Source organism: Halorubrum sp. B53 (genome assembly GCF_059752395.1).
The window spans coordinates 26,017-46,384 of the sequence record NZ_MWTH01000007.1 but is presented as its reverse complement, the minus strand read 5'-3'; the positions used below and the strand labels follow the sequence as shown (position 1 = coordinate 46,384).

Sequence of the window (20,368 nt, the reverse complement as noted above, 5' to 3'; positions counted from 1 at the left end):
CGAAACACAATTCCGAGCATACGGGCCTCGACCTCAGCTGGACTGGGAATCAAGCGCTTTCCGAAGCGGCCGCGATCGCGAAACAGGTCGTTACGGCACTCCGGCTTTGGGCCCCGAAAGAGTACGCTGGGCTTGGCCCAGGGTATCTTCTCCGTGATTCCTGGAAGACGTATCGCGGTATCAGCGCCGACGTCGACCGGGTGATCATTCCGGAGTTCGGGCAGCGCGGGAAGTCCTTCCACCGTGACTCAATTGAACTCCCGGAAGCCGAGCAAGACGTCCTTCGTGAGCACTGGCAACGGATCGGGCCGTACTGTACGTTGGAAGATGAGACGTCGAATACGCTCTATCGGTGCCTCACTCGGTTCAACCGAATGTACGAGCGGTCGACGTCCGAAGACCAGATCGTAGATGCCTTTCTCGGCTTCGAAACCACGCTTATTCGTGGTGATCCTGGCTCAACGCTCCCAAACCGGGCTGCAGCTCTCCTCCGCAACCAGGATGGCTGTGACCTTGATGAGGTGCGGACGTTCTTAGAGGGAGTACGACGCATCCGGAACCGAATTGTCCACAACGATGCGAGTCTCTCTGAGGAGCTGTCTGGCGACTATCCTGGCCCGAATGAGACTCAGGCGTATCTCAAAGAGGTTCGCTGGTACTTGGCGCAGGTTGTCATCGCTTATTCGGTGTTACTGGACACACCTAGTGATTCCATCCAGGCTGTCAATCAAACGATCGTGGATTCGAGGATCGACGAGATGGTTGAGGATAATCAGAAATCGATCCTGCATACGCTCCTACGTACGTTGATTGGTCGCTAAGGGCTGCATTAGTCGGAGGTCAATATCGCAGTCCGGGCTGACGGAACACGGTTGTCTTACCAAATAATTCGGAATTTTTCTCGCATTATGTTTGGTAAGACACGAGAACCAGACATCACAGAATTATGTAGGGGTGGTGAGGAAGCCTGTATGAGACTGACTTTATGAGCAATCGGAATTGGCGAGAGAGAATCTCGACGTGGGCCCATTCACTCACAGTTCGATATCTCCTCCTCACGCTTACCGCGGCGGGGGTGGTCGCGACGCTGACTGCTCTCCTCAACCCGGGTGTTCAGACCGAGAATATCAGGGCGCTATTGACGACCTTAGCGACGGCGGAAGCCTCCGTTCTGGCAATCGTGTTCTCCGTGACTGTCGTCGCCCTACAACTCGTTGTGACGCGATATTCGGCCCGCCTCACCTCGCTGTTCGTCAAGGAGCCGTTGTTCCGTACGACGTTCGCGCTCTTCGTCGGCGCCATCGCGTTCAACCTGCTGGTCGTCTATCTGCTCCCGATACAGAACAGCCGCCTGCTGAACGCAGTCGTCGGAATCGCATTTGCGCTTGCTGCTGTCTCTACGTTTGCGCTCTACCAATTCATCCAGCTAATGATCCAGCGCAGCTCGCCCGACGATCTCATCTCGGTGTTGGTCGAACGGGAACTCGCTCCCGACGAATACCTTCCAGCGACCGCAACGGAATTCACCGAAATCGAGGTCCATCCGATTCGGCCACTGTACCGAACGATTGCTCGAGCCATCGAGCTGGGCGAATACCAAACCGCAGAGCAGGGAATCGACGGACTTCGAACGGTTTTCACCCGGACGTTCGAGTACCTCGAGAGCGAGCACACCGAGGAAGACGCCGCCCAGTACGCATCGGCTGTTTCGACTGAGGCCCTCACGGAGTATGTCCCGCCGATCTTGGAGCAGGCATACACCCACGAGCAATACGACCTGGTTTCGGACGTAGTCGACGATGTCGAGGCGGTCGCTCTCGACGGGCTCGACCACGGCTTTACTGACGTCGTCGAGGACGCTGCTGAGGGACTCGGAGACGCGTTCGATGCGGCGCCCTTGACGTGGGAGGGGAATCGGCTTCGGAGCCCAGTCAAAGAGGTGCTGCTCGAACTAACGAAAGCCACAGCGAACGACGTCGACTATTCGACGTTTCGAGCAGTCTACCACCCACTGAATTTTCAAATGGGACTTCTCTTACGACGCAGACCGGACGCGAACGTCACGCACAGTCTCGTTGGGGACTATTACGGCCGAGAGGTGGCCGAGATATTCGAGGTGCTCATCGACCGGCACGGTCCTGCCGTAGAAAATCAAGACATCGATTGGATTTCGCCGACCAAGGATCGAAAGTGGACGCTTCCAGATGAAGCGAAACCACTGAGGCACTTCTGGCGAGAATACGTTAGCTTCACCCAGACAGTCCTCCGATATCGTGTCTCGGAAGAGGAGTACCCGTTTGTCGAAGGGTCAATCGATGACGGCTGGAAGCGGATTACAGAGTGTGCCGCTGATGCTGGGATAGATGGCCTGGCAACGCTGTGCTGTATTACGACGATCCAACTTGCCTACCGTGTTGATCAGCTTGAGGACGGCCGTCTTGGGAGGTGGACGAACAACCTTGGAGTCCTCAGGCGAGATTACGATTCAGCCATCGTCGATCGGGCATTTGCGCTCCTCAAGGCGGGTGAGCAACCGGAGGGACGCAACATCTCAGTTCGAACCTTTGATCCGACCTCGGATGACACAGACGGAGGACTGATCGAACGGTTCTTCGGAACTGAAGAGGAAGACACACCATTCGAGGAGTGGCTCGTTGAGTTCGAGGAAGACGTCCACGAACGAACGGAGTACCTTCGGGAGCGAGAATGACTAACCACCAGTTCGAGGAGGGCGACCGTGTGCGAATCGATATTCCTGATGAGACGGATCCGGACTACAACCGGCTCCACGGGCGACACGGCGAGATCATCGCTATCTTAGAGGACGACGCCGGCGCCGTCACGGGTGATGATCGTGATGCCGTGTTGTACCGTGTTCAGCTGAACGACGGGACAAAAACGGATGTTCGGTGGCGCGATCTCCGGCCACCCTGAGGTATCGTCTCACGTAATTGTCCAAGCGGTGGCTGTATTTGGACAACACACTCTTACCAAACCCGATGTCTACTATACACTCCTACTGTTTGGTAAGATACTGTCGGACCTCACCAAATCACCTGCTACACCGACGATTCACAGTTGAGAGACGCAATCGAATATCTACACTTATGTAAACGATGGCTGAACTGGGGTGTATGGCAGACCTGATTGTCAAATCAGCCGTGAAGGACGCACTCGACGACACCAACGTCTCCGCAGACTTCTACGAGGCGCTGGACGACGAAGTCGCCGAACTGCTCGACGACGCCGCACGACGAGCTGAGGCGAACGACCGGAAGACGGTCCAGCCGCGCGATCTGTAACTGACGCGTTGCGATCAGTCCTTTCTGAGCGGCGTGGGAATCCCGCCTGCAGTAAAGCGAGCGACCGCTCCGCAGCTGGGACACTCATCGACGAACGCACAGACTCGAAGCGAGGTTTCTAACTCACGAACGTTCCGACACACGGAACACTCGTACGCGGTTCGATACCGGACTGACGGACGGTGGTGTTGCCGTCGTGTACGGGGGTTCGCTGACGGTGTCGTCTTGCCGTGAGACGTTGCGCTCGGGGATCGCTCCCGGTTCGTCGTGGACTGATCGTGATCGAGCTGCCAGGCCGAATCGGGAAGCGTGTCGTAGATGCGATCTGACTTGCTGATACCCATATCGAGAGCATCAGGCCCAGCTGGTTCGCGTGCGTCATCTGATCGGGATTCATCGACTGGGCTCCCGTCAACACGTGATGTGTCTCGGTGGCCCAGAGGACCCGCCCGTGCCCACGCACCGAGTTCGACGGCCTCTGCCTGCTCGTAGAGCACGCCGTCGATGGCAGCTGCCAGTTCGGCGAGTGGCTCGGAGATCTCGGACTCGCCGTGTTTCTCGACAGCGTGCTCGAACAACCATTCTCGAAGCGTCGCTGCGGTCTCTCTATCGACCGTGTACGATGGAACAGCGTTCATTCGTCACTCACTCCGCCCCTCTTGGATGCGACAAACCACACACTGTCTCCATCCCCTTGATGAGGCTCTACACAGGTGTTAGCGAGGTTGTGGCTGCGCGCGCAGCGACCGCAGGGAGCGAGCACGGAGCGGTGGGTGGGGCGGTGGGGCGTCTACGGGCGGTGGTCGCCAATAAAAACGGGGGAGTGCCCCGCTCAGCGCAGGGTGTCCCGTTCCTCTTCAAGGCCGACACCCGGGTCGTCGGTGCCGTGTTCGGCTTCGTAGGCGTCGACGAGCTCCCGACTGTACCGCGCGATCCGGTTTCGGGACGTCGGCACAATCGTGCTCGCCGCCACGGCGACCTGCTCTTGGGTGAGGTGCTTGCGCGAGAGCAGTCGATCCGCCGCGTACAGCGCTGACGCCGCGACGGTGCACCGTGGCGTTCCCGGCCCAACCGGCACCTGGTCGCCGAGTTTCATCAGGTGTTGGGCCAGTCGCCACGTCCGCACGGCTCGCGCCCCGGGGATGGCGTCGTCATCGAGGGCGTCGACGACCTCCATCACGGCGTTGGGCCTGATGAGCGGCGCGTCAAACCCGCACTCGCACCGGATCTTCCGCGCCGCAGCGCACACCCGCTCGTGGGGCGCTTTGGTGTGCGTCGCGACCGCGACGTCGATCTCGTCCCGGTTGACCGATGAGGCCCGCGCGGCCAGGAGGACGGCGCCGCCGGCGAGTGCCTCCCAGGCCATCCGGCCGCCCGGCAGCCGCGCTTCCGAGGCGCTCCGGAGGAACTGTGCCGCCATCTTGACGACGTGGTCTGGCAAGCTCAGGTTGCCGCCGATCATCTCGACGTCCCGCAGCCCCTCGTTGAGCCGCTTCGTCCGCTTGCGCTTCTCGCCGAACTGCATCCGCTTGTGCCACTTCCGGAGGCGCTGGACCTTCTCCCACTGCTCGTTGCTCAGGGGATTACCGCGACCGTCAGTGTTCCGCCCGATCTTCGTGTGCAGGCCCTTGTCCGTCCGCAGCGGGTCCACTGTCTCGATGCTCTGGTCGGCGTCTCCAACCAGGCCCAGGTCGTTCAGCGTCGGGCTCAGGTTCACCCACTCGTCGGCGACGATCAGCCCGCAGTCCGTGCAGAATGACTGCTCGTCTTCGGTGATCACCTGGCCCTCACACTCGGGACAGGCCGACCGGCCCGACGGTTCGTGTTCGACCGTCGGTTCGTGACCGCGTTCTTCGGTGGTCGTATGCTGTCCGTCCGAAACCGTCTTTTCGCTCGCGTTGTTACTCGACATTGCAGTCTCCTGAAGGCGCTCACCACAGCGCCCGACACCGCGGCCCCAAACCGCGGTTTCCTCGACGTCACGACCGACAGAGCCGTCTGCGCGCTCTCGCTCGCGCCTTCGCGAGCGCCCTACCGGGCGCGAGCGAGAGCGCGCCCGCACGGAGGAACACAACCAGCGCCGCGCGCCGACCCGCTCGGAGCGAGCGACCAGCGGAGAAAGCGTGGGGGGTGAGCAGCGACGCCGCGCAACCCCCCGCGCTTTCCCGCTGGCGTCGAGGGCACATTCACTTTAGCCCGGCAGTCCGCCCGCTACTGCAGGCAGACCGCCCGGAATGGTCGGTCGCGAGCGACGCGGAGGGCGGCAGCGGCGAGCGGCGCGAGCCGTTCGAGACACACCGGACAGCCGATATCGTTGATGAGGAAGCAGGCCACTACCTGGCGGACTCAGAAAGGGCGAGGCCGTCTCGATTGTCCCCCGACCCCGCAAGCACCGCAGGCACGGGGCGCGCAGCGTGGGTCGCGGGGCGTCGAGCGGCCGAGGGCTTTCGACGATGATGCTTTACAATTGCGGGCTGGCTATCGGCACCCGAATGTCTGGCCTCTATGATGCGATTATGTCGTGGGCTGCGGACAGTGAGTACATCGACCCCGAACACGTCTGGCCGCTCGGGATTGGCTCCATCGTCGTCCTCGTTGTGCTCGTCGATGTCCGGGCTCTGGATCAACTCCTGGCATCACTTGACGGATTCACGCAGCTCCGACAGTTGCTGGTGATGGCACTGAAGGGGATTGCCGCCGGGATGATTACACACTTCGCCTACAGTACGAGCGACATCTCGTTCCGGAGTCGGCAGACACTCCAGAGCAAGGAACGGGCACTCCTGATTATTCTCGGCGTCGGTGTCGGCGCTGGCCTCCTGATTGACGTCGTCATTCCCCAGTTGGTGGAGCCCTTCCCGTTCGTCGTTGTCCAGACTACCGGCCTCCTGCTCGTGGTCGGTATGTGGTACCTGCATCTGCTGATCGAGAATTGGAAGCTGTCGAACGAGTGGCCCCACGTACTGAGTGGGCTGCTCATTGCCTTCGGTCCCTATGTCCCATACCTATTGTAGGACGAAGACAGGGGATATCGCGGTGAATGGCCGTATTCGGGGCTATAGGAATCACTACAGGATTTGCTAACAACCAACGCTACCGTCGGCACTGTCAGAAGCATCCCACGGACGCTGCGGCAGGAATCAATTTCAATCGTCCTGTCGCGCGTTCAGCTCTGCAAGGAATTGGCCGGCCGCCGTCCCGATTCGGACGCCGTCGACGTTGTCGACGTCGAGGTCCGCCGTCGCAGTTCGAAACGGATACTCCTCAACGAGAATCCGATGGAGAATAGTCCGGACAGCCTCCGAGCCATATCTGTCGACAACAGTCGCCATCACTTCGTCTAGGTGGGCGTCTTGGTGGTCCGCTCGTGGGTGCTCTGCTCGCTCGAGGACGAGGTCGACGACGTCATCAACCGATGGATGCTCGGGGTTCCCGGTGCGCTCACGAACGTCATAGAGGGGCTCAGCGTCGGTCATCATACTTACTCCGTCGCATTCTCGTTCGTGTCTTCCACCGCTGGCTCCAGCCGTCGCTGTCGACGAACCTCCGCGAGCGTGTCCTCCAGCGTTCCGAGAGCCTCGATGGCTTCGAGTTCCTCGGTGATCGCCTCTAGAAGACGGGCACGCTCGATTGCGTCTGCATCGCCGGCGGTCGTATCGATTGCCTCAACGCGGAGCTGGCGCTCCTCTTGCCACCCACAGTCCCAGCACGTCCTGACGACGTCGAGACGCTCGTCTTCAGCAGCATCGAGAACCGCGTCGGACAGTGACGTCGACGGTGGTCGATCCGGCCCGACCTCGAGCGTGACCGGGCCACCGCACGCAGGACAGTCCATATCCCACGGGATGCGCGCCACCGTCATCAACATCGGGGCCCCACGAGACAGACTCACAAATGGTGTTGTCGAGGACCCGATCCCGATACCCGAGCAAGTCGTTGGGACGACAATTACCTCGGTGACTCAGTACACAAGACTGTTCTCTCAAACTGATACATCTTGGAAGTCAGGACTCCACAGATGGCCCCTCGGCCGGAGAGAGCCGGCGGCCTTCGCACATTGCATATCGCCCCTTTCTTTGGACGAAACCCGCGATATGCAAGGCGATATAACGCGCTCAAATCGCAGAAGAACCCCGTCGGGCCGATTTGAGGCGATAGGAAATACCTCGACGAGCTACCGCCTCACCACTATTTCGTTAAAATTGCTCGACCACGGGGTAAACGGGGGAAATTCGGGGAGTACTGATGAGTGCCACAAATGAATCTGTGTCAAGAATGCCTCGCTGGATGGCCGTGCGCTCCCGGATCACATCGAAACAAACCCCGATTCCCGCGAATTCGGGACGTTGAACCCACTCAAAATTGCCCGACGGGGGTTCAGTACAAGCGAGACAGCACTACAACCCATCCTCTCGATATCCTGAGAGGACACTCGTTCACAGTCCGAACTCGGTAGTAGGCCCGTACAGGGCGTTAACCAACAATCCGAATCGAAAACAGAGTCTGTTGGTTAATAATCTACCCCCTCCACTGTTTCCGAAGCTTTGTCGCCGGCGATCCATCTGAGAAGCGGAACCGGCGAGGACTCAATGTCAGTCACGATCGGTGTACAGGCCTGGCTCACCTCACGAGTAGGACGGAATTTGAAGACCACAGCGCACAAAGGAGTAGTAGAGGCGATGGCCGATGGATCACGCACCACCAGAAGCCCGAACACAAGCTGACGACGTCCTCGAGGACTGGTCCCCGCCGACGCTCGATATTCTCTGGACGATCGCGCAGTGGTACAACGGCGCCGTGCTGGAGCGAGACAACCAGCGCTATCACATCGGGTGGCACCGTCCGCCGGACCTTCAGACGCTCCTCGGCTGTTCCGACGCGGAGTGGGAGCAACGATACGAAGCCGTATTCACCGACCTGCAGGCCCCTGCCACGTCGCCGACGCTCGTCGACGACCGACACCACGGCCAGAGCGAGGAGTCACAGCCGTGGCTCACGGAGCAGTATATCCTCCGGCGCAAGGTTCGGTGGACACCGGCCCGGACCGCCCGAACCGCGATGGACACGCTCTTCGCCGGCCTGTTCGACGCCGACGACCTCCCACGGCACCAGCTCGAGGCCGACACTGGTCTCGTCGGCGATTGGGACGAATCGCTCCTCCACCGTACCGGCGTCGCCGCCGTGGCCACGGTCTGGCGCCAGCAGGGACGCTCCGTCGTGCTGTATCCCGGCAAACAGGGGCAGGCCCAGCCGGATGTTCGGAGTACCGCAGTCGACGGTACCACCTGGGAAGCCGAAGTGCTGACTGACCACCACGACCGGGCGATGCCCCGATCGAAGTTCGCGACCTTCGCCGAACAGTCGGAGCGACAGCATCTCTGGATCTTCGAGAACAGAGAAACTGCTTTCGAGACGCTGAACCGCCTCCACGAGGCCGACGACGTCGACTGCCGGATCGCGAACGCGCCGTTCGATACGCCAGAAAACTACAGCATCCAGGTCGGCAACCGCTACCTCGACCAGAGCCACACCGACGCCGACTACCACTGTCCCGGCATCGACCGGATCGACACGATCACCGGCTGGTACGGCCGCCACTACGACGACGCCGCTCGTACCCACCTCGCGACATCGACATCCACCACCCACTCCTGATACCTCTCACCTCTCGAACATACCTCACCTAGACACCTCTCTCGCAGAATAACCAACCCTCACTACCCCCCTAATAATCGCGGAGATTTACAGAGGTGAGAGCCACCGGTTCGAGAGTGTTTCAGTACCCAGAACCTGCAGAATAGTCCTGAAACACCTGTGTAAATGCCCACTCTCAGATCGGGACTAATTTACGGAGGTTCAAATCCGGAGTGGTAAAAATACTAGAATATACCCTGACGGATCGCACAAATTGCTGCGTTGGATCTATGGCTCAAACGTATATTCAACCGTATCATAGATATTCAAGTCAAGCCCATACTCACTGAAATCGACTGACGGGTAAGACTCTTCCAGAGAGACGAAACACGTTGAACAAATAGCATTCCCCAATTTGTACGCAATACCCTCCTGAACAAGTTCTACAGACGTTCTAGCATCTTCGTAATCACCGAGATGGTCAGTTAGTCTGGTCATTTCCCAAGGGAGATAATACGAGTCACGTCGGTTAGCGTCTTCACAGAAAGAGCAGGGCGCAGTTCCTGGATGGTGATGATGACCCTCATAATCACCGTCAGTAACAGTGTCCCAGATGTCTTCCTTGAACTCTTCTGGGCTGCGATCATACTTCGCTTGGACAGTCTCCTCAGAGGCTTCTATGTTACATCCATGGAGGAATCGCTCTTTGTCGGTTAGATCGATTTTTGCTTGGATCGGACAGTTAGTACCTGTAATCTTGCAATGCCAACTATCGATAGGAACTTCAACTCGTCCGAATTGGCAGGTCACCCAGTCACCACCGCTGGCGAACTCATCCACGTAATGTATCCCCGTGTCTGCTATGTACTGTTCAATCGTGTTCTCGATTTCTTCATCCAATAGTTCGGCGTCGTCGATATCAAGAACTAATTGAGGCCCAGCTCGCTCGAGCCAATGTGTTTTGACCTCGCTATGTGTGTGCTCAACGAGGATCTCACCGCTGAATTTCATACTCAGTCACTCAAGGCCGCGACGTACAATCTTACCGGCTTTTTGAATCGGGATCCGGAGAGCTCTCAAAGCCTACCAGGTTCTGACTGGGGATCGTGGTAATCGTCGACAAGCTCGAGTGCCTGTTCGATAGTTCGCTCGTCGTACAGCGTATCCTCTGAAACAAGACGCACCCACCTGGCCCGATGTCGATCCGATTGTCGAACCAGCTGTTCCATCTGTTCGCCATCACCACCAGTCCAATACGCAAGCTGGCTGCAGAACGCGACGTCAGCCTCTGTTTGACTCGCATACCCTACACTACTGCCAGTCCATAACCGCCGGAAGACGTCACCAGCGGGCCCGTACTGTGCCCGTTCGATGACGGTGGTATCACTCAAATCAACGTCGACACCAGACTCTGATGGTAGTCCACCGAATTCCTGAATATCGACGGCAGACAGCGTGGCTGCAGCTTCGGCTGGGTCGGTAGCTCCTTTCCATGCCTTGTAGACGGCCCGGAGTGCCGCCGTCCGCTCGGTAATCGTCGCCGATGTCGACGACAACTGCTCGCCCGTGATTGGGATATGGAACTCCGCATCACAGATATTGATCGGCCCGGAGGTCCAACTCGGTGGCTGCCCCGCAACGATAATCCGAATGCTTTGGCCGCCAGATACAATTTCGGTGTAGGAATCAAGCGTCTCAATCACCGTCTGGGCCCAGTCATCGAGATCGCCCGTCTTTGGGTCGCGACAGCTGCCGAGTACGACGCCAGTGAATGGGTCCTCACGAGTCGGGTAGAAAGCGAGTCCGTTGACATCCATCTCGGAAGTCGTTGCCGCGGTGTATGCATCCTCAAAACTTCCCCAGGTCATTTCATCATCAAAGGTTGCGCGCTCGCCAGTGGCCGGGTCGATCGGTGTAAGCCAAATTCCGTCTGCTGAGTCATCAGTGTCAACTGCACGCCAGCAGACCCACTGCTCGCGTTTGCGAAGCGCCTCGGGAACTGTCTCCCAATCGGGAATGTGTTCATTGAGCATCGGTATGACCTCCCTCTTGATGGCCGGGACGCCTCGTCTTGTCCGAACTGGCCCACAGTCCTGTAGAGCGTCGATACCTGGAGGACGACATTAGTGAGTGATAGGACCGCATGGAACTTGTACTCTCTGGGGCGGAGAAGTCTCACACTCGATCATAATCGGGATAACCCCGTCTACTAGCGGAGAGAATTCCGATTGTGAAATCCTGTTTTAGCGCCTTATTCGCAGGATATCCCCGAAACCAGGGGGTGAATCGGAGCTAGGAAAACTGACGAAGAGCTGAATGAATTGATTATATGAGAGCGACTGTTACAATATCTTGATACAATACGTTTGTTCTAAGAGATCTGTATCCAGATATCTCGGGTAAAGATCGCTTACTCGAGCTTATTTAGGGTATTCAGGATATACCTGCTGTGTATAAGACAATAGTAATACAGAGAATAAGGTGGAAAACCATTAAGTTCAGACAGAACCTCCGTTAGGGTAGGCCGTTGAGAATGCGACGCCGTCCGGTGAGAGCCCGCTCAGAGTGCCGTGGACGCCTACTTCTCGAACAGAACCCGGACTCACGCCGAGGAACTGCCACCCGTAGTGATCGAGAACCCACCACACTACACAATGAGTACCAGCGATTCCGACGACACTGACCGACTCGAACAGTATATCCGCGACGAGAAGGGCCATCTCGACAGTTGCGAGAGCATGATCGCGCTCGCGAATTGGCTCTACGCGAACGAGTATTTCGAGACCAATGACCGTGTGGTCCCCACGAGCGATCTCAAAGAGATCCTCGGCGACCGGCTCGAATACGGCGTGGACAGACTCCTTGACCATCTCGAAGGAATCAACGTCGTCGACGAAGTCTCACAAGGGGGCGGTCGGTTCATTCTACATGAGCGGACTGGACAGGCGTTCTTCGACCCGAACAACAGAGAGATGCTGCCACTCCTCGACGAAGAGATCTCGCGGTTCCTCGAGGACCTACATGAGCAAGAAAGCCAAGCGCTGGACTCCGAAGACGCCGGCGACGACGAGACTCAGTCGGTCGCTGACGGCGGAGAACCCGAAGACGTCGATCCAGATGAGACCGACGAGACGGAGGCTGGCGGCGAGGAGGACCCCGAGGATATGCCGACAACGCTTCGTGCAGTCGCCGCAGCTGCAGTAGACGTCGAGGGACCCCTCGAGGATGCGCTCACGGATCCCACGGATCATATCGAGCGGATCGTCCGATTCGATGACGTGGTTACGGCAGTGATCGAGAGCGACGACGTGAGCCGCGGACGTGCGTACGAGCCGATGGGCTGGCGCAACGCTGCCAACAAATGGGTGCTGACGACAACGGCGAAAGCACGCAAAGAGAACGAATCGTTGTCGTGATCGGTCAGCATCAGTAATCGGCGTTGACCAGTTAGTTCAATTCATTCCGCACAGCCGAGTAGAGGAAGTCCTCTACATCCCGGTACGTTGGGTCGCTTGCGACTTTCTCATCGATCCGTTCCCACAACTCGCGGGGCACTTCGAGCTGTCTGCCACCGGCTTGTTCCTCACGTAATTCCTCAAGATCGATGTCGAAGGCGTCGTCATCATAATGGGCGTTAAACGAGGCGTCCGCTGCCTCAAGATCTGCCGCAGCCGCGGGGACGTCTGGCGCCGACTCGGACTCGTTGACCACCGCCCGAAGATCGTACTTCTCGTACGCCTCCCGCACATCATCGACAAAGTCCCAGTACTCCTCAACGGACGCCGTCTGCCTGTTGGGAGCGTCGTAACCGAGGCCCTCCATCCCAGCTACCGCACGCTTGTTGAGGATCGCGTAGGTGTCCGGCGCGAGGACGTGGAGGAGCTCGGTCGCAGTAGCCCAGCCGAAGCCATCGAGTTCCAGCACATCCTCGAGCAAGTCCGTATTCTCGAGTGCTTGCTCGACTGTGGTGGCAACCTCCTTGGGCGTCTGGTCGTCGAACACGATATCGTCGACGTAGTAGTCGATGCTTCGGCGAGGCTCGGTCGCCCAGAAGCCGTCGTGGGCGACTAGCTCTGCGAATGCGTCACGAGTCGGGTTCTCGAGGAACGCCTCGGCCAATTCACGTTTCTTTTCGATGTCGTCGTTTCGGTTGGGGTAGTATGTCATTCGTGTTCCCTCCATTCTGATTTGTGTATCAGTTCTTCTCTACCGAGACATACCGTCACTTTCTGCTAAGAGAATATTTACATATAAGTCTTTCTCTGAATAGAGAAATAGAATTCCCGATCTAGAAAAATCTTAGAAAAAGAGCGCGTCTCTGCGGAAAACTCTTCGATCAGTACGAACCAGAAATGGCGGCAGGCTCTGTGGCTGTCCTGGCGTCTTAGTCTACCAGTAAAATGTACAGAATACGGCGGGTCGGTCGGCCTACTCGGAGGTTGCCGTGTTGAGCGGGACCCACTCCCCACTCTCGTCTTGGTACTCCCACCATGTCGGCCCACGATACCCACTATCGCGCGCATCAGTTCCCCGGATGTCCCGATCTGCTTCGCGGGCCGCTCCCGACGGACTCCACAGCTCCCCGTCGTACTCGAGGTGTCCCCCTCGAACGGTCGCCTCGGCGTCCTCGTACTCCCCCCGGTTGTATCGATGGCGTACCTCGGTTCCATCGTCCAGCGCTCGAACCGCAGGGTTGCCACCCTGCTCTGGCCGCTCGCGACTGAAGGTGGTGGTACGGTTCTCCCGATCCTCCCGGGCAGCGTCCTCGTCGAGGTGTTCCAGCACCCTCGCCACGATATCATTCCACGACTCATCCCGGTTTCCGTACTGACCGAGTTCTCGGTAGAGGTCTTCATCCAGGTTGATCGTCCCAGGCATCACCTCACAATTCAATAGCCGATGATAAATAGTTTTCCCTGAAAATTCGATAGAGTAGATTGTAATGTTTGTCCTGAGTTTGAAGTTCGAGGATAGTGGATATATGCGGTGGTGGAGTGAGTTTCCGACTTTGTTAATGAAGTCGGAAACTCAAAGGGCCATGCGGCCCAACCAGCACCACGAGCCATTTAAAGAGATGAGCGAGTCAACGAATTCGGAAACTCAAAACGAGCAGGCCCGTGTCTGGCTCACCCCCGAGCAGGTCGACGCGATGCGGGACGCCGCCACCGACACCGGCGCCAAGTACCTGCGGGCCCGGAACGAGGCCATTATCACGCTCCTCGCGGACACCGGCCTCCGCAACGAGGAACTGACCCAGCTCACCACGGAGATGTACCTCCGCGACGCCGGCGAGCTGTACCTCCCGAAGCATGTCCAGAAGCAGTCCGGGAACGGTCGCAACGACTGGCCCCGCTCCCACCATCTTGAACTGGACGTCGACGGCACGCTCGGCACCCAGCGGTCGCTCAACACTTACCTCGACAGCCGTTGGAAGGACAGTTCCTACCTCTTCCCCTCGCGCCAGTCCAACCGAATGACGACCCGCTCCGTCCGGAACGTCGTCAAGCGGCTCGCTCACGAGGCCGACGTGCAGCCGTTCAGGTACGACGAGAACGGCGAGTTCGGCCGCGGCGACCCAGAGGACATCCACCCCCACGTCTTCCGCCACAGCCTCGCCTACCGGCTCCTCCACGAGCACGACAGCGACGACGGCCGCTTCGACATCTACTTCGTCCGGAACCGGCTCCGCCACGCCAGCCTGCAGACGACTCTCCGGAAATACGACCACTTCCGAACAATCTGAAAAGGACTACCTTACAGAAGAACTCACACAGATTTATAGCTCTAAAAGCAAGTCCTCCACAGAATCTGAGAATGAGGAGATATCCTCGCTTTGGCTAATTAAATGAACGTATGTAGCAAGAGTCCATTTGTGTTCGTCGTCAATACAACTAACCTCGTCAAGCGAAGATCGGATACTCGGTGAGGTGGCAGGTCTACCAGCAACTATCTGAATTGCAGTCACAATCGGTGAATTTGGTTCGAATGTGGACTCAGCCTTGTTTATCGCCCTATCATATTCTTTATTGCTTACTCGAGATTTGACTTCAACAATAGCTCTACGCTTGTCCAAATCGAGCTTCGGATTATCTACTTCTGAATAATATTCTAAGGCTCTCTCATATTCGCCCGCCTGTTCAGATTCCAGTGCATTGGCCAACACCTTCATATCCTCTAACAAATCACCCCCTACATACTGGGGAACAGAATCAATAGTATTCCACGCCTGATCAAGATATTCACGAACCTGAGCCGGATTACTACGTTCAAAGGCGATGACAGCACTCGCTCTGTAAGAACGGAAGCGGTGGGATGCAACTGCCCCTATAATGGTTTCCTGTAAGCTCTCGTCTGCAGAGACGCTATCGGCGAATTCCCTTATAAATTCAACAGCATTTTCGTGTAGTTGTTGGCTCGGAAACCATCCCCGGTCAGGGCCGTCCCCATTGCGATGGGTTGCAGTTGCCTGATTTCGGAATGCTCTACTCAGATATTTTATATATCGGTGCAAGTCAACTGGACGGATACTATTTGCGGCACACAGATAATGACCTGCTGCCGAGTAAAAATTAGCCTCGGGAAGATCGTTGGGATCACGTTCTGACTGCCATCTGGCTCCAGAACGCAACTCGCCAAGAACAATCTGTCGATACGACTCCATCCGAGCTTGACGCTCCTCGTCTAATTGTTCTCCGAACAGATTAGTAATGCAATTGTATTGTCGTAGGGCTAACTGAAGTTCGCCACGCCACGGATCATCCCGATATTTGTGTCGATCCCTCTCAACAACATCCCGAGCACCAAGATAAAGAAATTCTTGTAGGGCATCAAGTTCACTTTGCCGAGCGAGACTAGAACGAACTAACTCTACCTTTTCGGGATCGGAGTAGCTTCGTTCCTCTGCAGCATCTAACAGTTCTGAAGCCGTTCTATCATCATCAGGTCGTGGATCGGGTAGATCGGACGATAAAGATTGGAGATAGTGTTCCAAGGCCTCAACCTCGGTATCAAGAGTTTCAGTCGCGACAACAAACCGGGCACGAGCGAAGATTTCAATTATTTCAGACGGCGAAGAAGAACATTCGCTCAAGAGACTATTCATAATATCGTAGCAATAAGACTGAGATTCTTCTTTATCAAAGATATGCTCAAGAACAGTAAACGCAACAGAGCGAGGAGTGACAGACTCAACGCCCAAGTTTTGATAAGATTTAATCCGACGCTGTAGTTCAGATAAACTACATATAGGGAAACGCTTCCCTGCCTGACTGGTGCGTAGTACCATATTCTTTAGTGATCTAGTAGAGTTACGTTCGAGATCATAGAAAACGAAATCAGTGGGGCCTGCTTCAATCGCCTGCGGATAAAATTCTAGATATTCATCGAATGAAGCCAGTTCAGTTTTAGCAGTATCACGCAATCTCTTATAACACGTTACTTCATCTTCAAACTCTTCTGCAATCTCATCAAATGTAGATGCATCCGACAAAACAGTCTGAAGAAACTCAGATGAGTCCGTTTCAGCGCACATAGGAAGTCGTCAAACGGGAGGCAAATATGTCTTTCCGAGGTGGGTGCTTCAATTATAGCCTTATCTAACAACAACAATTACTCCTCCTCGGTCTCGTTGGCAGTCTCATTCCACGCTTGCTCGACCGCTTCCAAGAACCGCTCAAAATCATCATAATCGTCAAACGAGACGGTCATCGTCGGTTCCTCATCTCCCTCCTCAATGCCGAACCCGACCTCCGATTCATCGGTCATCTCGCCCTCGTTATGCATATGACGAAGGTGTCGTTTGGCGAACTCCGCATCGCGTTCAATCTCTTCCTTCCTCAGTAGATAATAGAACTCTTCAGGAGACTCTTCCCCTAACTCATATTTTCTCTTCAATTCATCAAGGTCTGGCTGGTAGTAGTCGAGATCAATATCTACCTCGAGATCAACCAAATAGTCGTCATCAATACGAAGAATAGACCGCGTGATCGCACTTTCAATAAATGTTTCAAATTGACTGGTAGCTTCACTAATCGAGTCAGCTATATCGACGAGACCTCGGAAAAGTAACGCAATACCACCGTGAAACACGATGCTTCTCTCATCATCCTCAAGTTCTTCAAACACGAGCTGTCGATCATCGTCATCCAAATGCTCGTAGATCGTCCCTAAATCGATGAGTCCATCACGAGTTCGCTTTCGGATGCGGTATCTCGCATCTCGTTTTGATTGTTCCGCTAGATCTTCTTTTTCGCCGTGAAGAAACGCGCGGTCAGCAGGGGTCAAAATTCCCCTTTCTCTCTCTTCGTGTTCTTGGTTATTGCTATCATCAACCATAGTCTGATTTCACCTATGAATCTGATTTCTGTTGATTGATACGGGGTAGTGACCGGGACAGTAGTCCGATTCAACCGTAGCCCTTAATAAGCTTGCTGATATAGGAAAGTCCAACGAGGTGTGTGAGAGCGAGCATCACAGAGATGCGACTCAAGGACAGTTGGAACGCCTCCGCGTGCATCCGTCGAGTGTGGGAGCCGGGGGATGCACGCGGACGACCAATCGCCCCCGAAGATGCCGGGAGCAATTCCCGGCACCCGAGGCTAGGCCAACTTTCCCGGATGAGATACTTCGAGCCCATCGGCTTAGTTATTGGGTTACTGTTCGGGGGTCACGCCAACGCGAAAAACGCAAGACACGCGCAAGACGATGGCAAAGACCCACGTTAAGCGATACATCTACAGCCGCAAGCGAAGCACAGACAGCGTCGCAGAGCAGGTCGAGATCGCCCACGCGATGTGGGACGCTGGTATTGAGCCCAACCACGACGGGCTCAAGCTGAAGGAGATAGAGGATACCCTCGACTTGGAGCTGGAGTACAACGTCGATACCTCGGTCAAGACACACCTGACTGAGATCGACCTCGTCGAGGAGTTCCTTCCGCCCGGCAACGATACGCTGGTGATTGCAGAATGGCGTGACGAGGGAGAAGGCGTCGTCAACGGCAACGTCGACGAAGCAGTCGACGAAGGGATCGAAAACCTCATCGACCATATCGAAGAAGATGATCCCGCAAGCGACGAGGATACACCAGCTGTCGCAGATGGTGGTCGGGTAACACTCCGACAGGTCGTCGCAGACCGGTTCGACATTCGCATCCCGGAAACGGTAGAGGAGTTCCTCCGGGATGGCGACCGCCTCGAGAAACTGAATGCGGCGGTCGAAGCTATCGAAGAGAACGATGAGATGTCGAAGCGCGATGACTACGGGGAGATCTCGATCATCAATATGCCATACCGATACCGGCTGACCGAGTGGGCTGTCGAGCAGTACGAGAGATGAGGTTCAAGCCCACTCTCAGGTGGTTAAGTCGACGAGTCTCGCTATCAGCGAGCAGTATCACTTCCACCGCGGTTTGCATAGGGTTATGGACATCCCACCAGTATGAGTGGTTGCTTCCAACCGAAAACAACCCGGAAGCGTGACAAAGATGGCTATTCCGAAGCGACAACTCGATAGATGGACGAAACAGGGCGCAGTAACGAACTCCAAGAAGACCTATGGAAAGATCGAGCGGGCACTCAAGTCTGACCGATCTGCGTTGAGCCAACACGACCACGACTGGGAGATATATCTCCAAGGCTCGTACGCCAACCACACCAATATCTACGGCGACAGCGATGTCGACATCGTAGTCAGACTCAAGTCAACGTGGCGGTCCGACCTTAGCGATCTACCCAAAGAGCAGAGACAGGCCTATAACGAAGCCTACGTCGACGCCGATTACACCGGCCGTGATTTCTACGAGGACGTTAGAACATCGCTTTACCGGCGGTTCAGTCGAGGTGACATCGAGGCCGGTTCGAAGGCTATCAAAGTGAAGAGCGACGACGCCCCGATCCCGGTAGACGCCGACGTCGTCCCGTGCGTCGTGCATCGCAACTACAACTACTTCCACGGGAAAGACGATCAGGACTACGACGAAGGGATGAACTTCCGAACGCGAGATGGCGGCCCGACGATCATCAATTACTCAAAGCTTCACAAGACCGCCGGTGAGAACAAAAACAGCTCAGAGCGGACGAATGGAAACTATAAAGCGACCATTCGGATGTTCAAGAATGTTCGAAATAAGATGCGTGAGGAACGGATTATTAGCGATGACGCTGCGCCGTCCTATTATATCGAGTGTCTCCTCTCGAATGTCCCTGACCGCCACTTCAAGGGCAACACGAGAACGAGATACCAGAATATCGTAGGACACCTGAAAGGAGCCAGCCTCGACTCGTTCACAGAACAGTGCGGGCTTCGCGAGCTTTTCGACCAATCGCATCCGGATCGATGGAATAAACGAGACGCCCAACGCTATATTACCGGACTGGAGACCCTCTGGGACAGTTGGTAATGCACCCGTACGCCACTCATACCCGCCGCTGGAAGACTGTGGGAGTGCTAATGTTTAGTGCAGTCATTCTTACCGGTGGGTTGAATGCTCTCTTACAGACGTTCGGACGACAGTTCGGATTTCAGGCTGGCGGGATATCTGCGTTCGCCGTCTTCACCGCTCTCTATTTGGGATTCGACCACTACTTCTGGCGATGGCCGATCATGCGATGGTTCACTTCACCGCCAGATTTGAACGGAGAATGGGTCGGGGAGATCAATTCCTCCTACAACCACGGCAGTACCGATGACGAGCGACGGCCGGATGGGGGGCATTCTGACGAAGAAAAGCCGCAGATGTCGATTGCACAGAACTGGTCAAGCATCGAAGTTACAGTACTGAACCCCGGTTCATCCCGATCAGAAAGCACGAGCGCGACGTTTCGAACACACAAGAGCGATCCCGAATTGCTGTTCACGTACGTCAACAGACCAATCGGGGAAACTGCCGACGAACTCAGTATGCATGAGGGTACCAACACCTTGCGATATACTCAAAGTGCAGAAGGGGACGACATACTCGAGGGCGAATATTACACCGACGAACAACGGAACAATCACGGAACGATGCGATTCACTCGGGTTTCTGAATAAGCAACCTCGGCCTTGTTTAAACACTCAGTAGGTGATATGTTTCAGCAGTCCTGCTGAATACACAGCGCTCCCTGAACAGCTATCTCGACAACCGATGGAAAGAGAGTCCCTACCTCTTACCAAGCCGCCAGAAAGAGCAGATCACGACGCGATCAGTCCGGAATCTGGTCAAGCGCGCTGCGGTCGAAGCCGACATCCGTCCCTACAAATACGAGAATGGGGACTTCGGGCGCGGTGACCCCCAGGACGTCCATCCTCATGTCCTCCGCCACAGTCTCGCCTACTTCGATATCATTCGGCCTGTCGAAGTGCTACAGGCAGGCCGGATACGCAGCCCTCCTATTCGTGATAGACTACGCGCTCATCTGAGACTTCGCCTTCGGGCTCCGGTTCATCGCGCC

Annotated in this window: 22 protein-coding genes and 1 pseudogene; 11 read left to right on the top strand and 12 right to left on the bottom strand. The window is 56.2% G+C overall.

Annotation, left to right across the window (positions count from 1 at the left end; translation table 11 throughout):
• The 4 genes and pseudogenes from B4V06_RS07425 to B4V06_RS07410 all read left to right on the top strand — a co-directional run.
• Positions 1-821: pseudogene (locus tag B4V06_RS07425) on the top strand (hypothetical protein); the annotation flags it as partial.
• A 164-nt stretch (positions 822-985) separates the two neighbouring features.
• The gene (locus tag B4V06_RS07420) at positions 986-2,710 is read left to right on the top strand and encodes a DUF2254 family protein (RefSeq protein WP_498168768.1); all 1,725 of its coding nucleotides are present in this window, start codon (positions 986-988) and stop codon (positions 2,708-2,710) included.
• On the top strand, positions 2,707-2,934 hold the full coding sequence (locus B4V06_RS07415; RefSeq protein ID WP_498168765.1) for a DUF8139 family protein: 228 nt from the start codon (positions 2,707-2,709) through the stop codon (positions 2,932-2,934). The genes B4V06_RS07420 and B4V06_RS07415 overlap by 4 nt, the downstream gene beginning before the upstream one ends.
• A gap of 200 nt (positions 2,935-3,134) precedes the next feature.
• Entirely contained in the window at positions 3,135-3,302 is a 168-nt protein-coding gene (locus B4V06_RS07410; RefSeq protein WP_498168763.1) for a DUF1931 domain-containing protein, read from the top strand.
• Positions 3,303-3,316: 14 nt separating this feature from the next.
• On the opposite strand, the gene B4V06_RS07405 is transcribed toward B4V06_RS07410, so the two are convergent.
• Positions 3,317-3,940, bottom strand: a complete 624-nt coding sequence (locus B4V06_RS07405) for a hypothetical protein (protein WP_498168761.1) — start codon at positions 3,938-3,940, stop codon at positions 3,317-3,319.
• Between the two features lie 194 nt (positions 3,941-4,134).
• Positions 4,135-5,214, bottom strand: a complete 1,080-nt coding sequence (locus B4V06_RS07400; RefSeq protein WP_498168759.1) for a transcription initiation factor IIB — start codon at positions 5,212-5,214, stop codon at positions 4,135-4,137.
• Positions 5,215-5,794: 580 nt separating this feature from the next.
• Between B4V06_RS07400 and B4V06_RS07395 the strand changes: the two genes are divergently transcribed.
• Positions 5,795-6,316, top strand: a complete 522-nt coding sequence (locus B4V06_RS07395) for a hypothetical protein (protein ID WP_498168757.1) — start codon at positions 5,795-5,797, stop codon at positions 6,314-6,316.
• Positions 6,317-6,448: 132 nt separating this feature from the next.
• Here B4V06_RS07395 and B4V06_RS07390 read toward each other — a convergent pair whose 3' ends face one another.
• Together B4V06_RS07390 and B4V06_RS07385 are read right to left on the bottom strand one after the other, a co-directional pair.
• Positions 6,449-6,778 carry a DUF8158 family protein gene (locus tag B4V06_RS07390; protein WP_498168755.1) on the bottom strand — a complete coding sequence of 110 codons (330 nt, stop codon included), beginning with the start codon at positions 6,776-6,778 and terminating at the stop codon, positions 6,449-6,451.
• A 5-nt stretch (positions 6,779-6,783) separates the two neighbouring features.
• Positions 6,784-7,170: a DUF8105 family protein gene (locus tag B4V06_RS07385; protein ID WP_498168753.1), complete on the bottom strand. Its 387-nt coding sequence runs from the start codon at positions 7,168-7,170 to the stop codon at positions 6,784-6,786.
• 818 nt (positions 7,171-7,988) lie between these two features.
• Between B4V06_RS07385 and B4V06_RS07380 the strand changes: the two genes are divergently transcribed.
• The gene (locus B4V06_RS07380; protein ID WP_498168750.1) at positions 7,989-8,957 is read left to right on the top strand and encodes a hypothetical protein; all 969 of its coding nucleotides are present in this window, start codon (positions 7,989-7,991) and stop codon (positions 8,955-8,957) included.
• A 267-nt stretch (positions 8,958-9,224) separates the two neighbouring features.
• Here the strand turns inward: B4V06_RS07380 and B4V06_RS07375 are convergent, their stop codons facing one another.
• From B4V06_RS07375 to B4V06_RS07360, 4 genes are all read right to left on the bottom strand, one after another.
• Positions 9,225-9,947, bottom strand: a complete 723-nt coding sequence (locus B4V06_RS07375; RefSeq protein ID WP_498168747.1) for a hypothetical protein — start codon at positions 9,945-9,947, stop codon at positions 9,225-9,227.
• Between the two features lie 65 nt (positions 9,948-10,012).
• Positions 10,013-10,969, bottom strand: a complete 957-nt coding sequence (locus B4V06_RS07370; RefSeq protein WP_498168744.1) for a phage NrS-1 polymerase family protein — start codon at positions 10,967-10,969, stop codon at positions 10,013-10,015.
• Between the two features lie 465 nt (positions 10,970-11,434).
• Positions 11,435-11,806: a hypothetical protein gene (locus tag B4V06_RS07365; protein ID WP_498168742.1), complete on the bottom strand. Its 372-nt coding sequence runs from the start codon at positions 11,804-11,806 to the stop codon at positions 11,435-11,437.
• Between the two features lie 147 nt (positions 11,807-11,953).
• On the bottom strand, positions 11,954-12,187 hold the full coding sequence (locus B4V06_RS07360; RefSeq protein WP_498168740.1) for an SWIM zinc finger family protein: 234 nt from the start codon (positions 12,185-12,187) through the stop codon (positions 11,954-11,956).
• 39 nt (positions 12,188-12,226) lie between these two features.
• On the opposite strand from B4V06_RS07360, the gene B4V06_RS07355 reads away from it, so the two are divergent.
• Positions 12,227-12,352, top strand: coding sequence for a hypothetical protein (locus B4V06_RS07355; protein ID WP_498168737.1), 126 nt, complete (start codon positions 12,227-12,229; stop codon positions 12,350-12,352).
• 31 nt (positions 12,353-12,383) lie between these two features.
• Here the strand turns inward: B4V06_RS07355 and B4V06_RS07350 are convergent, their stop codons facing one another.
• Positions 12,384-13,103 carry a hypothetical protein gene (locus B4V06_RS07350; protein WP_498168735.1) on the bottom strand — a complete coding sequence of 240 codons (720 nt, stop codon included), beginning with the start codon at positions 13,101-13,103 and terminating at the stop codon, positions 12,384-12,386.
• Positions 13,104-13,364: 261 nt separating this feature from the next.
• Positions 13,365-13,814 (bottom strand): hypothetical protein, encoded by a 450-nt coding sequence (locus B4V06_RS07345; protein ID WP_498168732.1) that lies wholly within the window; start codon positions 13,812-13,814, stop codon positions 13,365-13,367.
• A 160-nt stretch (positions 13,815-13,974) separates the two neighbouring features.
• On the opposite strand from B4V06_RS07345, the gene B4V06_RS07340 reads away from it, so the two are divergent.
• On the top strand, positions 13,975-14,679 hold the full coding sequence (locus B4V06_RS07340) for a tyrosine-type recombinase/integrase (protein WP_498168730.1): 705 nt from the start codon (positions 13,975-13,977) through the stop codon (positions 14,677-14,679).
• 33 nt (positions 14,680-14,712) lie between these two features.
• Here the strand turns inward: B4V06_RS07340 and B4V06_RS07335 are convergent, their stop codons facing one another.
• Both B4V06_RS07335 and B4V06_RS07330 read right to left on the bottom strand, forming a co-directional pair.
• Positions 14,713-16,467: a hypothetical protein gene (locus B4V06_RS07335; protein ID WP_498168728.1), complete on the bottom strand. Its 1,755-nt coding sequence runs from the start codon at positions 16,465-16,467 to the stop codon at positions 14,713-14,715.
• Positions 16,468-16,544: 77 nt separating this feature from the next.
• Entirely contained in the window at positions 16,545-17,270 is a 726-nt protein-coding gene (locus tag B4V06_RS07330; RefSeq protein WP_498168726.1) for a DUF8102 family protein, read from the bottom strand.
• 369 nt (positions 17,271-17,639) lie between these two features.
• Here B4V06_RS07330 and B4V06_RS07325 point away from each other — a divergent pair, with 369 nt between their 5' ends.
• The 3 genes from B4V06_RS07325 to B4V06_RS07315 all read left to right on the top strand — a co-directional run bounded on the left by B4V06_RS07325 (position 17,640) and on the right by B4V06_RS07315 (position 19,967).
• Positions 17,640-18,272: a hypothetical protein gene (locus tag B4V06_RS07325; protein ID WP_498168723.1), complete on the top strand. Its 633-nt coding sequence runs from the start codon at positions 17,640-17,642 to the stop codon at positions 18,270-18,272.
• Between the two features lie 148 nt (positions 18,273-18,420).
• Positions 18,421-19,335 (top strand): nucleotidyltransferase domain-containing protein, encoded by a 915-nt coding sequence (locus tag B4V06_RS07320; RefSeq protein WP_498168720.1) that lies wholly within the window; start codon positions 18,421-18,423, stop codon positions 19,333-19,335.
• Positions 19,336-19,385: 50 nt separating this feature from the next.
• Entirely contained in the window at positions 19,386-19,967 is a 582-nt protein-coding gene (locus B4V06_RS07315) for a Cap15 family cyclic dinucleotide receptor domain-containing protein (RefSeq protein ID WP_498168718.1), read from the top strand.
• The last annotated feature ends 401 nt before the right edge of the window (positions 19,968-20,368 follow it).

Bases quoted from the DNA above. Each gene is read 5' to 3' on its own strand.
- B4V06_RS07420 (WP_498168768.1), top strand. From the start codon at position 986: ATGAGCAATCGGAATTGGCGAGAGAGAATCTCGACGTGGGCCCATTCA.
- B4V06_RS07415 (WP_498168765.1), top strand. From the start codon at position 2,707: ATGACTAACCACCAGTTCGAGGAGGGCGACCGTGTGCGAATCGATATT.
- B4V06_RS07410 (WP_498168763.1), top strand. From the start codon at position 3,135: ATGGCAGACCTGATTGTCAAATCAGCCGTGAAGGACGCACTCGACGAC.
- B4V06_RS07405 (WP_498168761.1), bottom strand. From the start codon at position 3,940: ATGAACGCTGTTCCATCGTACACGGTCGATAGAGAGACCGCAGCGACG.
- B4V06_RS07400 (WP_498168759.1), bottom strand. From the start codon at position 5,214: ATGTCGAGTAACAACGCGAGCGAAAAGACGGTTTCGGACGGACAGCAT.
- B4V06_RS07395 (WP_498168757.1), top strand. From the start codon at position 5,795: ATGTCTGGCCTCTATGATGCGATTATGTCGTGGGCTGCGGACAGTGAG.
- B4V06_RS07390 (WP_498168755.1), bottom strand. From the start codon at position 6,778: ATGACCGACGCTGAGCCCCTCTATGACGTTCGTGAGCGCACCGGGAAC.
- B4V06_RS07385 (WP_498168753.1), bottom strand. From the start codon at position 7,170: ATGTTGATGACGGTGGCGCGCATCCCGTGGGATATGGACTGTCCTGCG.
- B4V06_RS07380 (WP_498168750.1), top strand. From the start codon at position 7,989: ATGGATCACGCACCACCAGAAGCCCGAACACAAGCTGACGACGTCCTC.
- B4V06_RS07375 (WP_498168747.1), bottom strand. From the start codon at position 9,947: ATGAAATTCAGCGGTGAGATCCTCGTTGAGCACACACATAGCGAGGTC.
- B4V06_RS07370 (WP_498168744.1), bottom strand. From the start codon at position 10,969: ATGCTCAATGAACACATTCCCGATTGGGAGACAGTTCCCGAGGCGCTT.
- B4V06_RS07365 (WP_498168742.1), bottom strand. From the start codon at position 11,806: ATGGTCAAGGAGTCTGTCCACGCCGTATTCGAGCCGGTCGCCGAGGAT.
- B4V06_RS07360 (WP_498168740.1), bottom strand. From the start codon at position 12,187: ATGATCCGTGGGATCCGTGAGCGCATCCTCGAGGGGTCCCTCGACGTC.
- B4V06_RS07350 (WP_498168735.1), bottom strand. From the start codon at position 13,103: ATGACATACTACCCCAACCGAAACGACGACATCGAAAAGAAACGTGAA.
- B4V06_RS07345 (WP_498168732.1), bottom strand. From the start codon at position 13,814: ATGCCTGGGACGATCAACCTGGATGAAGACCTCTACCGAGAACTCGGT.
- B4V06_RS07340 (WP_498168730.1), top strand. From the start codon at position 13,975: ATGCGGCCCAACCAGCACCACGAGCCATTTAAAGAGATGAGCGAGTCA.
- B4V06_RS07335 (WP_498168728.1), bottom strand. From the start codon at position 16,467: ATGTGCGCTGAAACGGACTCATCTGAGTTTCTTCAGACTGTTTTGTCG.
- B4V06_RS07330 (WP_498168726.1), bottom strand. From the start codon at position 17,270: ATGGTTGATGATAGCAATAACCAAGAACACGAAGAGAGAGAAAGGGGA.
- B4V06_RS07325 (WP_498168723.1), top strand. From the start codon at position 17,640: ATGGCAAAGACCCACGTTAAGCGATACATCTACAGCCGCAAGCGAAGC.
- B4V06_RS07320 (WP_498168720.1), top strand. From the start codon at position 18,421: ATGGCTATTCCGAAGCGACAACTCGATAGATGGACGAAACAGGGCGCA.
- B4V06_RS07315 (WP_498168718.1), top strand. From the start codon at position 19,386: ATGTTTAGTGCAGTCATTCTTACCGGTGGGTTGAATGCTCTCTTACAG.